Source organism: Bradyrhizobium nitroreducens (assembly GCF_002776695.1).
Lineage (GTDB): Bacteria > Pseudomonadota > Alphaproteobacteria > Rhizobiales > Xanthobacteraceae > Bradyrhizobium > Bradyrhizobium nitroreducens.
Map to the genome: position 1 here is coordinate 1,360,955 of NZ_LFJC01000003.1, position 11,896 is coordinate 1,372,850.

An 11,896-nucleotide genomic window follows, 5' to 3' on the forward strand; every position below is an offset into this window, starting at 1 on the left:
ACTCCTAACCGGAAGCCGCCTCGGCCGGGACCGGATGGCATGGTAAAGGAAATGCTCCCGCGAGCTCGTCGATCGCAGCGAGGCCCTACGCACGCGCGCGGCGCAGGGCCTGTTCGAGCTTCGCCCGTTGCTTGTCCCAGCGGGCCTGCTCGGCCTCGGCGCGGTCGTCGAGCACGGCGCGCGCGGCTTCGATCTCCTCGGCCTTCGCCTCGTGCTGCCGCCTCGCTTTGTCCATTGCCGCCTCGGCCGCGGCGACGGCCTTGTCGCGACGCGCGCGCGCCCTGGCGCGGGCGGCCTCCTCCCTGGCACGCGCAGCCTCGCGCCGCCGCTCCTCCTTCTCGAATGCCGCGGCGGCCTTGCGGGCGGCCTGAGTGTCGGTCTTGCCGGATGGTGTCTTGGCGGCCTTGGCCGGCCGTATCTTGCTCCGGGTCTTGCGTCTCGGCCTGGCGTCATCATCGGCGAGATCGGTCGGCAGCTCGGCGCTTTCGGTGAACGGGCCGTCCGATCCGACCGGGCGCCTGAGCACGACCCCCGGCCTTGCCAGCGTCGCCGCGACGATATCGGGATCGTCGGTCTCCTTCGCGGCGCCCTGATGGAACAGATTGGAGCTTGCGCCCCAGGCCTGAAGCGCCGCCTTCATCGAGGGCGCGGCCACCGCCTGGTCATAGAAGCCGAGCGAGGTCTGGTAGGTCTTCAGCTTCCGTTTCGGCTTTGCCGGCATGTCGTCCCGTGATCTCGGCTGCGAGCGCAGCGTAGCCCGGATGGAGCGGCTTGTCCGCCGTAGCTCGAAGAGCGAAGGCGGAAGCGGCAATCCGGGTTTTGCCTTGGAGGGGTGAACTCCCGGATTACGCTTGCGCTCCATCCGGGCTACTTGCCAACAGCGCGTCATACCCTTTCTCGCTGAACGCCAGCAGACAAAACCCGTGCCCGAACGGATCGGCCAGCATCGCGATCCGGCCATACGGCGCATCGCGCGCGGGTGCCTCCAGGATCGCGCCGGCGCGCAGCGCGCGCTCGACGGCCGCATCGACATCCTCGACGACGACGTCGACATGCAGCGGCGTCCAGTGCCGCGCATAGCGGCGGTGGTCGCTGCCGGCCCCCAACGTGCCAGCCTGCTTGGTCAGGAGATAGACCGGCGCGGGCCAGCCGAGCAGCTCGACGAAATCGGTGCCGAAGCGGCGGCCGACGGTGAGGCCGAAGGCGGCGGTGTAGAAGCGCGTGGCTTGCGCCACGTCGGGAACATCGATGTTGAGGAGGAAAGACATGGCGGGCCCGTCTGCGGATGGCCGCGACAACCTAGCCCGGACGGCGCACAGCGCAATCCGGGATGATGCCGCACGCCCGCACGGCCATGTGCGCCGGCCCGCCCCTGTTTTGCCCGACGCCGCAAGCTCAATTCTGCTTAATCGAACATTCGACTTAACCGAAATAGACAGCCTTATCAAGGACATGTCTACTGTGCATGGGGTTGTTTTCGCAAAAATGGCCTCGGGGGGCCCTCACCTGCCGCGCAGGCTCAGGATGTAGGCCGACAGCACGTCCGACTGCTCCGGCGAGATCACGAGGTTCGGCATGTTCTGGTGGCTGGTCCGCCAGAACACCTTGAGCGACAGCGCGGTGGTGCCGCTGCGGTCGGCGATGGCCTGGAAGCTCGGGGCTTCATCGAAGAAGCCGGCCATGCGCGGCTCGACGGCGTGACAGGTCTGGCACCACGCCTGCGCCAGGCGATGCCCTTCGGCGACCGCGCGCGGACCGGACCTCGGGGCCCCGGCAGCGGTGTGGACGACGCTGAACAGAAACAGCACCGACAACGCAATGAGGATGGCGAGGCCGATGTAGATACGAGCACTGTGCGACATCGCGCGATTCCCCGTCGTGGCTTGCCGACGGGTAAAGCCTAGAACGGGCCGAGCGGCCGAGGTTGATTTGCATCAACAGCGCGCCGCCGCGCCGTTTCGGTGATATCGCACCTTCGACGGATCGCCCTTCCCGGCTTCCGCAGCTTTCCCTTGCTTTCCTGGTTCCGGCCCCTACGGTCGCGCCGCGAACGAAGCGCTTGATGAGACCTGCCATGACTGACGCGATGAAATGCCCCGCCTGCAACTCCGAGCACGCCTATCAGGACCGCGATCTCTGGGTCTGCCCGGAATGCGGCCATGAATGGAGCGGCACGGTGGAGGCGGCCGCGAATGCCGCGCAGGAGGCTGGCGTGCGCGATGCCAACGGCAACGTGCTCGCCGACGGCGACAGCGTCATCGTGATCAAGGATCTCAAGATCAAGGGCTCCTCCTCGGTCGTGAAGGGCGGCACCAAGGTGCGCAACATCCGCCTCCAGGACGCCAGCGACGGCCACAACATCGCCTGCAAGATCGACGGCATCGGCGCGATGAACTTGAAGTCGGAGTTCGTGCGGAAGGCTTGAGCGCGCGGACGGGGTGGCCCAGCCGCCCGCGGTAAGGCTAACGCCGGTTCCAGCTCCGGAACGCACAATCCCTCTTAACCCGCCGAAAAATCGGTATAAGCTTCGACGTGCCGGGCAGGCGTTTGCAGCGCGTATCGATTTTCACGACCCGGGGCTGGCTTGCAGGGTTACCTGTTCGATTGCATCACGTCTTGAGACTTGAGCGGCCGCCTTCCGGGCGGCCTTCTTGTTTCACCTATCGCTGCCGCTGCGCCAGATAAAACCCGCACAGCACCGTCACGAGGCCCGCGGTCTGCAACATCGTCGGCGCCTCGCCAAGCAGCAGCCAGCCGGTGAGCAGCGTCAGCGCCGGCACGCAGGCTGGAAACACGGCCGCGCGGGCAACGCCGAGGCGCTGCACCGAGACCGCGAACAGATAGAGCGCGGCGGGACCGGCGAGCACGCCCTGCGCCAGCGCCTGGATGGCGTTTTCGGTGACGCCGATCGCCGCAACATGGGCGAGCCCGACAATCGCGATGTAGGCCGGCAACAGCAGCAGCGACAGCACGTTGATGACCAGCGCGGCCGAGACCGCCGAGACGCGCCAGTGCCGCAGGGCCGCACCGAAGCCGGCGAACATCAATCCCGTCAGCACGAAGATCAGATCGCCCTGCACGCCCTCGGCGCCGATATGGCCGATCGATTCCGCGCCGATCACGCCAAGACCGCCGACGATGACGAGGGCGCCCACGAGGCGCGAGGCGGTGATGTGCTCCCCCAGCACGAACGCCGCGAGCAGGAGGCCGCCGAGCGTCGCACAGGAGGGCTGGATCACGCTGCCATGGCCGAGCGGGACGAACAGGAAGCCGGTGTAGGAGATCAGCGACATCACGGGGCCGCCGAGCACCATCAGCACGAGGCCCCTGCTCCAGCCGATGCCGCAGAGATCCTTGATGCCGGCGCGCGCCACCAGCGGCAGGAACGCGATCCCCGACCAGACATAGCGGTGCACCAAAAGATCGACCGGCGTGAATCCGACCTTGAGCCCATGCCGCGTGCCGGCAAAGCCGAGCGCCCAGAACAGCGCCGCGGCAAGGCCGCAAGTGACGCCGAGCAGTGCAGGCCCTGCATCGTTCTTCTGGGAAAGAGCCTCAGCGCCGCTCGTCCGCTGATCCATGGATCAGCCTTACGTCAGCGCGCCAATGGCCTCAACCCATGCAGCCGCAGGGCTGGCACGCGCACAACCTCGCGCGCTGTGGACGATCGCTCAGAAGAATCCGGGGCTGAGATCGAGCCCGTATGTCAGGCTGAGCACGAATACGAACAAGACCGCGGCCGCGAGCAAAGTGGCGTGCTTGAGAATCAACGCGCGCGGCGACCTGGGAGCGGCAACGACTTTCTGCGCAACGGGCATGACGGCCTTCCATTATGATTGCAACATAGGCCGCAGAAGCGCGGCAGCCGCATCAAGCGATGCGGTCTGCAAAGCAACCGTTAAATGGATCACGTCCGTTATGAACGGAGATACATCACCGGCTCATTCACGCGAACTTGTTCGCGGCCGGAGTCTCAATCAGCGCATCGGCATCGATTGATCGCGCCGAGACATCGCGCGACGCGCAAGCAACGTCGACCGCTAAGACGTCACGTGAAGCAGTGGATCCCGCCTCTCCGCGGAACCCACCTGCCATTCACAACATCAGCTTAGCGGGCCACGCCGACGGTCGCGGTCTTCACCTTGCGAGGGCTGAGGACCTTGGCCTGGAGGACCGAGGCGACCGTGGTCGGCGCAGCCGTCTGCTGCTCGACATGCGCGGCGCCGAGGACGCGAACCTGCAAAGGCGAGACCGGAAATCCATTGGCCTCGTAAGTCGGCAGTTCGGCAGCGAAAGCCGCGCTGCTGCCCGCGATCGCCAGGATGGCGGCAGCGATCGACAGAGTCTTCTTGTTCATTGGTGATGCTCCTGAGTGGACGAGTCGGAGCATATTTAGGCCTGATTTGTTGCATTGCGACATGCTTTGCTGCATTGCAATAACGCGCGTAGTGCATGGCGATATGTTTAATGCGTCCAAGGCCTTGGGCGAATCGCGGCGGCCCGCAAGATAGTGCCTCAGGGGTTCGGTGGGCTCGAAGGCGTCCAGGGGGCAAAGCGAGGCCTGCGTCATGGCCGACCAAGCGCGCCCGCCGCAACAAGATTGCGCGTGACGCGGCGGTGAGACACCCTCATGGAACCCGCGTTGCACCTCGGCAACACCCCTCCGAAAAGCCTGTTTTCACGGATTTGCGCCATTGCACTGCCACACGGTCCTCCGAACAATCGACGCGCTGCGTGCCTTTCCGTGCAAGACTGTTTGCGTCAGACTGTTTGCATCATGACTGTCCGGACAAGACGGGTTCGGGCAGAACCGTTTGGAGGCAGGGATCATGAACGATCGGCGGTCTCTTCTGGTAGCGGTCACTTGCCCGTCGGCCGTGCTCGCCGGCTGGCTGGCGCTTTCCCTCTCCGCTTATGCTCCAGCCCTCATCGAGAACAGCGGTGCCAATGCGGCTGCGATCTCGCGCGCCAAGGATCTCGGCCGGCTCGACCTCGCCGACGTGCCGCGCGCTGCGACGATCGAGGACGGCATCGCCTTGACCGCCGACATTGCTGCTGCCGTCGCCGCAGCACCGGCCCCGACGATCGCTGAAGCCGCGCCCGAGACGCCAGCTCCCGCCGTCAAGCTCGCCTCGGCCGATCCGGCGCTGATCCTGCCGGTGGAGGCACCGCCCGCACCGCAGATATCGCCTGAACCGGAGCCCGTCGTGAGTGAGGCTGCTCCCGCCGCGACCGCGGAGCCCGTCAAGCTGGCATCCGCCGATCCCACCGAGATCGTGTCGACGGACGCGCTGTCCGCCGCGGCGATCGCAAGCGGCCCCGTCACGCCTGTGAGCAAGGCATCCCCGCCAGCCGACACCGTCGCCGTGCTCGACGAATGCTTCGTCATGGATGCCTGCATCGACCGCTATCTCTGGGCGCTCTATCAGCGCACCGCAAAGGAAGACTCGATCAAGGTTCAGGAGCGCCGCGCCGTCACCGTCAAGCGCAAGGGCAAGACGGTCACGGTGATGCGCAGCTTCACCAAGCTGGTCGATGAGGATTTTGGCTGGAAGGATCCGAAGGCGGCCGAGCACGCCGGCATGTCGATGATGGACTACGTCATCGGCGGCATGGACAAGAGCTTTAAGCAAAAGCTTTTCCGCACGCTGCTCGCCGCCGAAGCCGCCGGTCTCTCGCCCGGCATTACCAGCGCATTCCGCGACGATTATCGCCAGTCGATCGCGAGCGGCCTGAAGGCCGCCTCCGACCGTTCCTATCATGGCGGCAGCATGCGCGGCGGCTATGGCCACGGCATGGCGGCCGATATCGTCAGCACCCAGGGGAATAACCGCGCACAACGCTGGGTCTCGACCGAAATCCTGTGGAAGTGGGTCGATGCCAATGGCAAGGCGTACGGCATCGGCCGGCCCTATCTCGGCCGCGATCCGCCGCATGTCGGCCCGGTCGACGGCCCCGAGTACATCTCGCGGCGGGGCACCGGCGACGGCAAGCAAGTCGCCAGCGTGAAGTCCAAGAAGGTGGTGCGCGCCGCGGCCCATGCAAAGCCGCCAAAGGCCCAGGCCGCACGCGAGCAGAAGGGTCCCGCGAAGCCGCAGAAATCGGCTCAATCGGCCGGCAAGCGCGCGACCTGACGCCGTTACGCTTTACGCGCCGGGAATCGGCAACGGCACCAGCCGCATCTCGGCCGTGCCGGCCTCCTGCGTGCGCACCAGCACCGCAAAGATCGTCTCGACCGCAAGCCGCACTGCAGCCTCGGTCGCCTCACCCTTGGCCAGATGGGCCGCAATCAGGCCGGTGAGGAGATCGCCGGTGCCGTAGGGGCGGATCGGCAGGCGCGGCGTCGCAAAGCGCGACAACTGCCCGTCGGCGCACAGGATCGTCTCCACCTGCCCTGCCGCCGTGTCGGTGAGCGTGCAGCCGGTGGCGACGACATCGATGCGGCCGGTCGCCGCCAGCGCCGCACACGCCGCGCGCAGGCCTTGGACGTCAGCGATCGTGAGGCCCGAGAGCAGCTCGAGCTCGAACTGGTTGGGCGTCGTCAGGTTTGCTGCCGGCAGCAGCCGGTGCCGGACCACGTCCAAAATGCCGTCTGCGACGTAAACGCGGCCGTCATCACCGATCACGGGATCGCAGAGATAGACGAGCTTCGCATTCCGCGTGAGCGCCCGCTCGACGAAATCGGCGATCACGGCGGCATTTCCGGGCGAGCCGAGATAGCCGGTCACGAGCACGGCCGCCTCGTCGACGAGGCCGCGCTCCTCCACACCCCTCAGAAGATCGGCGACGAGCTCGGTCTCCAGCACCCGCCCGCGCAGGCTCGGGTACCGCGGATGATTGGAGAGCAGCGTCGTCGGCACTGCCGCAACGTTCACGCCCTCCGCCTGGATGGCATAGGCGGCCGCGCTGTTGCCGACATGGCCGTGGATCACCTGGCTTTGAATGGAGATGACGAGCATGAAAGAGGTCCGTAAGGACAATCGCGCCGCGACGCAAGCGCAGCGATCATAGCGCGGCACTTCCAGGCCGGAGTCATGCAGCGCCTGCACCTCAGCGTCGCGCCAACTCTCCGAGATAGGCACAGAACATGTCGGCCAGGCCGCCGGCGTGACGCGCGATCTCGGCCTCGCTGCGCGGTGCTTCCGAAAACCGCTTGCCGATCTCGCTCAGCGTCGTCTTGATCAGCTCGCCGGCTAGCACGCGCGTCGCATTCGGCGCTTTGGGCAGCGCTTCCCGCATGAACGCCGCGATGATGTCCTCACCGGCGGCCCGCGCGGCCTGCGCCTCGGGGGCGTCGCGATAGAGCGGCGCGGCATCGCTCAGCGCAACGCGGATTGCGGCCTCCTCGCACTCGGAGCGGATGAAGGCATGGACCAGCGCGCGCAGCCGCACCAGCGGCGGCTTGCTCCGATCCGCGAGGATATCGCGCAACAGCTCGCTGGTGCGTCGCCACTCGTCGCTCTGGAGACGGAACAGGATCGCGGCCTTGTTGGGAAAATACTGATAGAGCGACCCGACGCTCACCCCGGCCCGCTCCGCCACCCGCGCCGTGGTGAAACGCTGCGCGCCTTCCCTCGCCAGAACCTGAACAGCGGCATCGAGAATGGCCGCCACGAGCTCGCTGGAGCGAACCTGTTGCGGCTGTTTTCGCGAGGAAATTGAACGGCTTCGACGCTCGGCCATCGCGCTCTCCGGCAATGCGAATAGGAAATGCGACGAATTAGTCGTATTTCCGTCGGCACGCAAGCACACGTTCCCTTCCACCTTCCGGAGATATCGAATGACCACCTCGACCATCACATCGCTTGCGCCGCTGCTGGATCGCCTCTTCGACGAGGCCGAGTCAGCAAATGGCGCAATGCGAGCCGCCGTCGCCGATTTGTCCGATGCAGACCGGGCGCGGATGATGCAGAGCAAGACCGATTACCATGACCTGTACGGACGCCTGAAGGACGTCCCGCTCGCGGTCTCGCGCGAGACGGGAACGCTGCTCTACATGCTGACGCGCAGCTCCCGCGCCCGGACGATCGTCGAGTTCGGCACATCGTTCGGCATCTCGACGCTCCACCTTGCCGCGGGCTTGCGCGACAATGGCGGCGGCCACCTCATCACCAGCGAGTTCGAGCCGTCCAAGGCGGCTCGGGCGCGCAAGAACCTCATCGCCGGCGGCCTGATCGATCTCGTCGAAATCCGTGAAGGCGACGCGCTGAAGACGCTCAGCGCCGATCTGCCCGATACGATTGACCTCGTGCTGCTCGACGGCGCCAAGGCGCTCTACCCGGAGATCCTCGATCTGCTCGAAGGCCATCTCGGGACTGGCGCGATCATCGTCGCCGACAATGCCGACGACAGCCCGGACTATCTGGCGCGCGTACGCAAGGCCGGAAGCCGCTACATGTCGACGCCGTTCGCCGAAGACGTCGAGCTCTCCGTACGGGTCAACTGACAGGGATCGAACCACCACGACCAGCTGGAGCCGCCGCGCGATCACGCGGCGGCTTCGTTCCGCTTTTCACCCATGTCGCAGGCCCGTCACTCACATGTGATACCTGGCGCGGGCCGAAGCCAAGAGCGGCGTGTTAAACATACCTACCGCGCGGTATCTTTCTCTTGTCCCGAGCTGACCATGACGCCAACCTTCAATGCCTATGCAGCGCTCGCCCTCGCCATCATTCTCGAGGTCACCGCATCGGCCTTCCTGCAGCAATCCGCGCAGTTCACGCGGCCCTGGCCGACGCTGGCCATGGTGCTGTTCTATGTCGCCTCGTTCTACGCGCTGTCGGTCGCGATCCGCGTCATCCCCTTGAGCATCGCCTATGCGATCTGGGGCGGGGTCGGCATCATCCTGACCGCCACCGTCTCCTTCGTGCTGTTCCGCCAGATGCTGGACGCCGCGGCCTTCGTCGGCATCGCCCTGATCGTATCAGGGGTCGTGATCATCAACCTGTTCTCGCAGACCACGGCGCATTGATGCCGGAAAGCCGCTACACCCGCGCCAAGCAGCCCGAGCAGGTCCGGCGCGCCCTGCTCGACCACGCCGCGGCGATCGCGATGGACCACGGCGTCTCCGGCGTCACGGTGCAGGCGGTCGCCGAGGCGGCCGGTGTCACCAAGGGCGGGCTGTTTCACCATTTTGGCAGCAAGCAAGCACTGATCGAAGGCCTGTTTGCCGATCTCCTCGCCCGCGTCGATGCCGAGATTGACGCCGCCGTCGAAGCCGATCCGAAGCCACGCGGCAGCTTCACGCGGGCCTATGTGAATGCCGTGTTCACCGGCAAGGCGTTCGGTTTCGCGACCCCATGGGCGGCGTTGAGCATGGTCGTCGTCACCGATCCGCCGCTGCGCAAGCTCTGGAACGACTGGATCAAGGCGCGCCTGAAGCGTCATCGCGCGACCGACGGCGCGCCGGATCTGCTAACCGTGCGTCTGGCCGCCGACGGCGCCTGGCTCTCCTATGTCACGACGGGACAGACGCGCATGAGCGCCGAGCTGCGGGCCGTGCACGCGCGGCTACTCGCGCAGACCTATCGGCGCGGTTAGCAGGAGCCGGGCGGCCTACTGGCTCTGCGCCGGCTTGGGCGGACGCGATGGTGCGGATCGCGCGGGTTTCTTGGCAGGCTTGGCTAGGGCACTCGGCGACGGCTCGTCGACCGATTCCAGATAGGCGGCGAGTACCTTGGCCGAGTCCGAGCTGGTCGCGTAATGGTCCTTCAGAAACCAGGACAGCGTCAGGCTGAAGCGCCCCTTGGCGAGGCCCCGCGGACTGCGATGACAGGTCGCGCAGCCGTCGGCGAAGAGCTTCGCAGGCGACTTGCCGGCGTCGAGATTCTGAGCGGCTGCAACCGTCGCCGTCAAAACGCCGGCGGCCGCAAGACCGATCAGGGGCACGATCCGGTCGCGCCCCAATCCACACAGCGGTGTCAAACGTCGTCCCCCGCCCGCCTGTCGGTCACGCCGCCAACAGTTGATCGAACTCGGGCGGCGCGTAGGCCTTGCCGTCCTGGTCGGTGATGACGACCCGCCACCCTTCGCTCGCCCACACCTTCGCCTTCGCCACGATGAGCAGCCGGCTCTCGCGGGCGAAACTATACTTTTCGTTGTCGCGTTCTGCGACCATCTTGTAGGCCAATTCGCATCCCCTTGCGTCGCCCTGCACCCGGCCTCCTCGTGGCAGCGGGCTTTGGCGGCAATTCGCCGGGAGCGTGGCAATTTGGTGCCAACCGCAAAGCATGGCGCTCGCGGCCGGCATCGGCGTGCCCACGGAAGCGCGACTCCAACTGCCGCAGGATCGGCCGCCGGGACCCGGCCCGTCACATCGGCGACGGAACCGATCATCCCACGTCCGGGATCCGCTAATGCACGCGGATGACGTGGGGGCGGCCGAGATCAATCAGCCCCTGCACTGCCGAGAGGCGGTCGTCGAGGGCTGCGATGGTGAGCAGCAGGTTGTTGCGGCGCTCATCGAGCAGACCCATCTCGGCGCCGGTGAGCTTGGCACTCGTCCGTTCCTTGAGGATCCCGTCGAGGGATTCGCGCAATCCGGCAATCAGGCTGGCCAGCTGCTTGGCCTCCTTCGTCATCGAACGCTTCGCGACATTGTGGCGGCGCGTCTCCGCCTGGCTCTGTCTCATGTCATCCTCCCGTGCCCCGCTGCCCCGAGTGGATGCTTACAGCTTTGGGTAGACATGTTACGATCGATGAAATCTGCCCGCGAAGAACTGAGTTAAATTTTCTCGACATCCTCATGACGGAGAAAAGCCCGGCGCGAGGGGCCGGGCTTTTCGAACGACGCTGCGGCTCTTGATGGATTCAGTGCTTTTGCCCGGGGCCGCCGGCCGGTGCACCGCCACCGCGCGACGCCGCATTGATATGGGGGGCGCCACCGCCGCCGGGGTGCGGCATTGCAGGTGCCGCCGCATGCGGCGCCGGCATCTGCGCATGGGCATTCATCGGCGAACCCCGACTCACATTCGGCTGCGCGACATGCGGCATCGCGGGCCGCACGGCAGGTGCGGCGGACACACGCGGTGCTTCATGCGCACGCGCCATCGGCTGGGCATGCGCCGCGGCGGGGCTCGCTTGCCGTTCGTGCATCATGCGTGCCTGGGCATCGCGCGGATTGCGCGTCTGCACATTGCTCCGCTGATGCGCGATACGCTCGCTCCGTCCGGCGCGGGTCCGGTCGACGGCAACCGCAGCATCGCGTTTCCCAGCGTCGCGCGTCGCGATCCCGGCGTCGCGCTTCGCGATCGCCGCGTCGCGCTTTGCGATCGCCGCGTCGCGCTTGCCGATCGCCGCATCGGGCCGTGAGTTCGCAGCGTTACGTCCGGAGATCGCGGCGGCGCCCTTGCCCCGCACGCCTTCCCGTTCCAGAGCGACCGCCGCATCGCGCGTTGCCGCACGTCCGATGCGGGCCGCACGCGGGTCGATCGTCATCCGCGTCGCAACGCGCTGGTGCGAGGTCCAGTAGCTATTCCAGTAGGCGTGGCGGTGGTACCACGGCCGGCCCCCATAATAGCTCGACCAGTACGATGTCAGCACGAACGGAACGACGGGCACGTCGATCTCGTCGACGTAGTCGGGCAGATAGACGTAGTGATTGCGATAGAGATATTCGAGATATTGCGACGACACCCAGCCGCGATCGTCCGAGAAGCTGACGTCGCACCAGGCATTGCCACGCAGGCAGCCATGGATGTTGACGCGAGCGCCCTCGGGGACTCGGTCGACGAGTGGAAAACCCGGCCCCGGCCCGGCGCGCAGGCCGGTCGAGACGGTGACGATGCCCGGCGCGGCCATCGCCGCTGTTGGAGCGAGCAGCAATGCGGCAATCATAATGCTCTTGAATTTCATGACGTGTTCCTCCTCATGCGAGTCGGAACGCGCCAGCGGAACG

General features: G+C 66.3%; 16 protein-coding genes. 5 read left to right on the top strand and 11 right to left on the bottom strand.

All coding sequences use genetic code 11. The annotated features are described in order from the left end of the window. Positions 1–85: 85 nt before the first annotated feature. From TSA1_RS06850 to TSA1_RS06860, 3 genes are all read right to left on the bottom strand, one after another. Positions 86–721: a cell envelope biogenesis protein TolA gene (locus tag TSA1_RS06850; protein WP_100175686.1), complete on the bottom strand. Its 636-nt coding sequence runs from the start codon at positions 719–721 to the stop codon at positions 86–88. 124 nt (positions 722–845) lie between these two features. Further along, positions 846–1,268 (bottom strand): VOC family protein, encoded by a 423-nt coding sequence (locus TSA1_RS06855; RefSeq protein WP_100175687.1) that lies wholly within the window; start codon positions 1,266–1,268, stop codon positions 846–848. Positions 1,269–1,502: 234 nt separating this feature from the next. Further along, positions 1,503–1,862, bottom strand: a complete 360-nt coding sequence (locus tag TSA1_RS06860) for a c-type cytochrome (protein ID WP_174718787.1) — start codon at positions 1,860–1,862, stop codon at positions 1,503–1,505. Positions 1,863–2,074: 212 nt separating this feature from the next. Between TSA1_RS06860 and TSA1_RS06865 the strand changes: the two genes are divergently transcribed. Further along, complete coding sequence (locus tag TSA1_RS06865; RefSeq protein WP_100175688.1) at positions 2,075–2,425, top strand: zinc ribbon domain-containing protein YjdM; 351 nt, start codon at positions 2,075–2,077, stop codon at positions 2,423–2,425. Between the two features lie 235 nt (positions 2,426–2,660). On the opposite strand, the gene TSA1_RS06870 is transcribed toward TSA1_RS06865, so the two are convergent. Next, on the bottom strand, positions 2,661–3,581 hold the full coding sequence (locus TSA1_RS06870; RefSeq protein WP_100175689.1) for a DMT family transporter: 921 nt from the start codon (positions 3,579–3,581) through the stop codon (positions 2,661–2,663). Positions 3,582–4,108: 527 nt separating this feature from the next. Beyond that, on the bottom strand, positions 4,109–4,357 hold the full coding sequence (locus TSA1_RS06875) for a hypothetical protein (RefSeq protein WP_100175690.1): 249 nt from the start codon (positions 4,355–4,357) through the stop codon (positions 4,109–4,111). Between the two features lie 472 nt (positions 4,358–4,829). On the opposite strand from TSA1_RS06875, the gene TSA1_RS06880 reads away from it, so the two are divergent. After that, positions 4,830–6,134, top strand: a complete 1,305-nt coding sequence (locus TSA1_RS06880) for a hypothetical protein (protein WP_100175691.1) — start codon at positions 4,830–4,832, stop codon at positions 6,132–6,134. Positions 6,135–6,146: 12 nt separating this feature from the next. Here TSA1_RS06880 and pdxY read toward each other — a convergent pair whose 3' ends face one another. Then, positions 6,147–6,959, bottom strand: coding sequence for a pyridoxal kinase (gene pdxY, locus TSA1_RS06885; RefSeq protein ID WP_100175692.1), 813 nt, complete (start codon positions 6,957–6,959; stop codon positions 6,147–6,149). Positions 6,960–7,050: 91 nt separating this feature from the next. Further along, a complete protein-coding gene (locus TSA1_RS06890) occupies positions 7,051–7,683 on the bottom strand; it encodes a TetR/AcrR family transcriptional regulator (RefSeq protein ID WP_100175693.1) in 633 nt (210 codons plus the stop codon). A 97-nt stretch (positions 7,684–7,780) separates the two neighbouring features. Here TSA1_RS06890 and TSA1_RS06895 point away from each other — a divergent pair, with 97 nt between their 5' ends. From TSA1_RS06895 to TSA1_RS06905, 3 genes are all read left to right on the top strand, one after another. Continuing rightward, positions 7,781–8,446 carry an O-methyltransferase gene (locus tag TSA1_RS06895; protein WP_100175694.1) on the top strand — a complete coding sequence of 222 codons (666 nt, stop codon included), beginning with the start codon at positions 7,781–7,783 and terminating at the stop codon, positions 8,444–8,446. Positions 8,447–8,626: 180 nt separating this feature from the next. Further along, the gene (locus TSA1_RS06900) at positions 8,627–8,971 is read left to right on the top strand and encodes a DMT family transporter (protein WP_100175695.1); all 345 of its coding nucleotides are present in this window, start codon (positions 8,627–8,629) and stop codon (positions 8,969–8,971) included. Then, entirely contained in the window at positions 8,971–9,540 is a 570-nt protein-coding gene (locus TSA1_RS06905; RefSeq protein WP_100175696.1) for a TetR/AcrR family transcriptional regulator, read from the top strand. Before TSA1_RS06900 ends, TSA1_RS06905 begins: the two co-directional genes overlap by 1 nt. Before the next feature lie 15 nt (positions 9,541–9,555). On the opposite strand, the gene TSA1_RS06910 is transcribed toward TSA1_RS06905, so the two are convergent. The 4 genes from TSA1_RS06910 to TSA1_RS06925 all read right to left on the bottom strand — a co-directional run bounded on the left by TSA1_RS06910 (position 9,556) and on the right by TSA1_RS06925 (position 11,853). Next, a complete protein-coding gene (locus TSA1_RS06910) occupies positions 9,556–9,915 on the bottom strand; it encodes a hypothetical protein (RefSeq protein ID WP_430649794.1) in 360 nt (119 codons plus the stop codon). A gap of 34 nt (positions 9,916–9,949) precedes the next feature. After that, positions 9,950–10,156, bottom strand: coding sequence for a hypothetical protein (locus TSA1_RS06915; protein WP_174718788.1), 207 nt, complete (start codon positions 10,154–10,156; stop codon positions 9,950–9,952). A 196-nt stretch (positions 10,157–10,352) separates the two neighbouring features. Beyond that, positions 10,353–10,631 carry a hypothetical protein gene (locus tag TSA1_RS06920; protein ID WP_100175697.1) on the bottom strand — a complete coding sequence of 93 codons (279 nt, stop codon included), beginning with the start codon at positions 10,629–10,631 and terminating at the stop codon, positions 10,353–10,355. A 178-nt stretch (positions 10,632–10,809) separates the two neighbouring features. Beyond that, positions 10,810–11,853, bottom strand: a complete 1,044-nt coding sequence (locus TSA1_RS06925) for an SH3 domain-containing protein (protein ID WP_100175698.1) — start codon at positions 11,851–11,853, stop codon at positions 10,810–10,812. Between the last annotated feature and the right edge of the window lie 43 nt (positions 11,854–11,896).

What these genes read in the sequence shown, in the direction of transcription:
- TSA1_RS06850 (WP_100175686.1), bottom strand. Translation starts at nt 721, where the DNA reads ATGCCGGCAAAGCCGAAACGGAAGCTGAAGACCTACCAGACCTCGCTC.
- TSA1_RS06855 (WP_100175687.1), bottom strand. Translation starts at nt 1,268, where the DNA reads ATGTCTTTCCTCCTCAACATCGATGTTCCCGACGTGGCGCAAGCCACG.
- TSA1_RS06860 (WP_174718787.1), bottom strand. Translation starts at nt 1,862, where the DNA reads ATGTCGCACAGTGCTCGTATCTACATCGGCCTCGCCATCCTCATTGCG.
- TSA1_RS06865 (WP_100175688.1), top strand. Translation starts at nt 2,075, where the DNA reads ATGACTGACGCGATGAAATGCCCCGCCTGCAACTCCGAGCACGCCTAT.
- TSA1_RS06870 (WP_100175689.1), bottom strand. Translation starts at nt 3,581, where the DNA reads ATGGATCAGCGGACGAGCGGCGCTGAGGCTCTTTCCCAGAAGAACGAT.
- TSA1_RS06875 (WP_100175690.1), bottom strand. Translation starts at nt 4,357, where the DNA reads ATGAACAAGAAGACTCTGTCGATCGCTGCCGCCATCCTGGCGATCGCG.
- TSA1_RS06880 (WP_100175691.1), top strand. Translation starts at nt 4,830, where the DNA reads ATGAACGATCGGCGGTCTCTTCTGGTAGCGGTCACTTGCCCGTCGGCC.
- pdxY (WP_100175692.1), bottom strand. Translation starts at nt 6,959, where the DNA reads ATGCTCGTCATCTCCATTCAAAGCCAGGTGATCCACGGCCATGTCGGC.
- TSA1_RS06890 (WP_100175693.1), bottom strand. Translation starts at nt 7,683, where the DNA reads ATGGCCGAGCGTCGAAGCCGTTCAATTTCCTCGCGAAAACAGCCGCAA.
- TSA1_RS06895 (WP_100175694.1), top strand. Translation starts at nt 7,781, where the DNA reads ATGACCACCTCGACCATCACATCGCTTGCGCCGCTGCTGGATCGCCTC.
- TSA1_RS06900 (WP_100175695.1), top strand. Translation starts at nt 8,627, where the DNA reads ATGACGCCAACCTTCAATGCCTATGCAGCGCTCGCCCTCGCCATCATT.
- TSA1_RS06905 (WP_100175696.1), top strand. Translation starts at nt 8,971, where the DNA reads ATGCCGGAAAGCCGCTACACCCGCGCCAAGCAGCCCGAGCAGGTCCGG.
- TSA1_RS06920 (WP_100175697.1), bottom strand. Translation starts at nt 10,631, where the DNA reads ATGAGACAGAGCCAGGCGGAGACGCGCCGCCACAATGTCGCGAAGCGT.
- TSA1_RS06925 (WP_100175698.1), bottom strand. Translation starts at nt 11,853, where the DNA reads ATGAAATTCAAGAGCATTATGATTGCCGCATTGCTGCTCGCTCCAACA.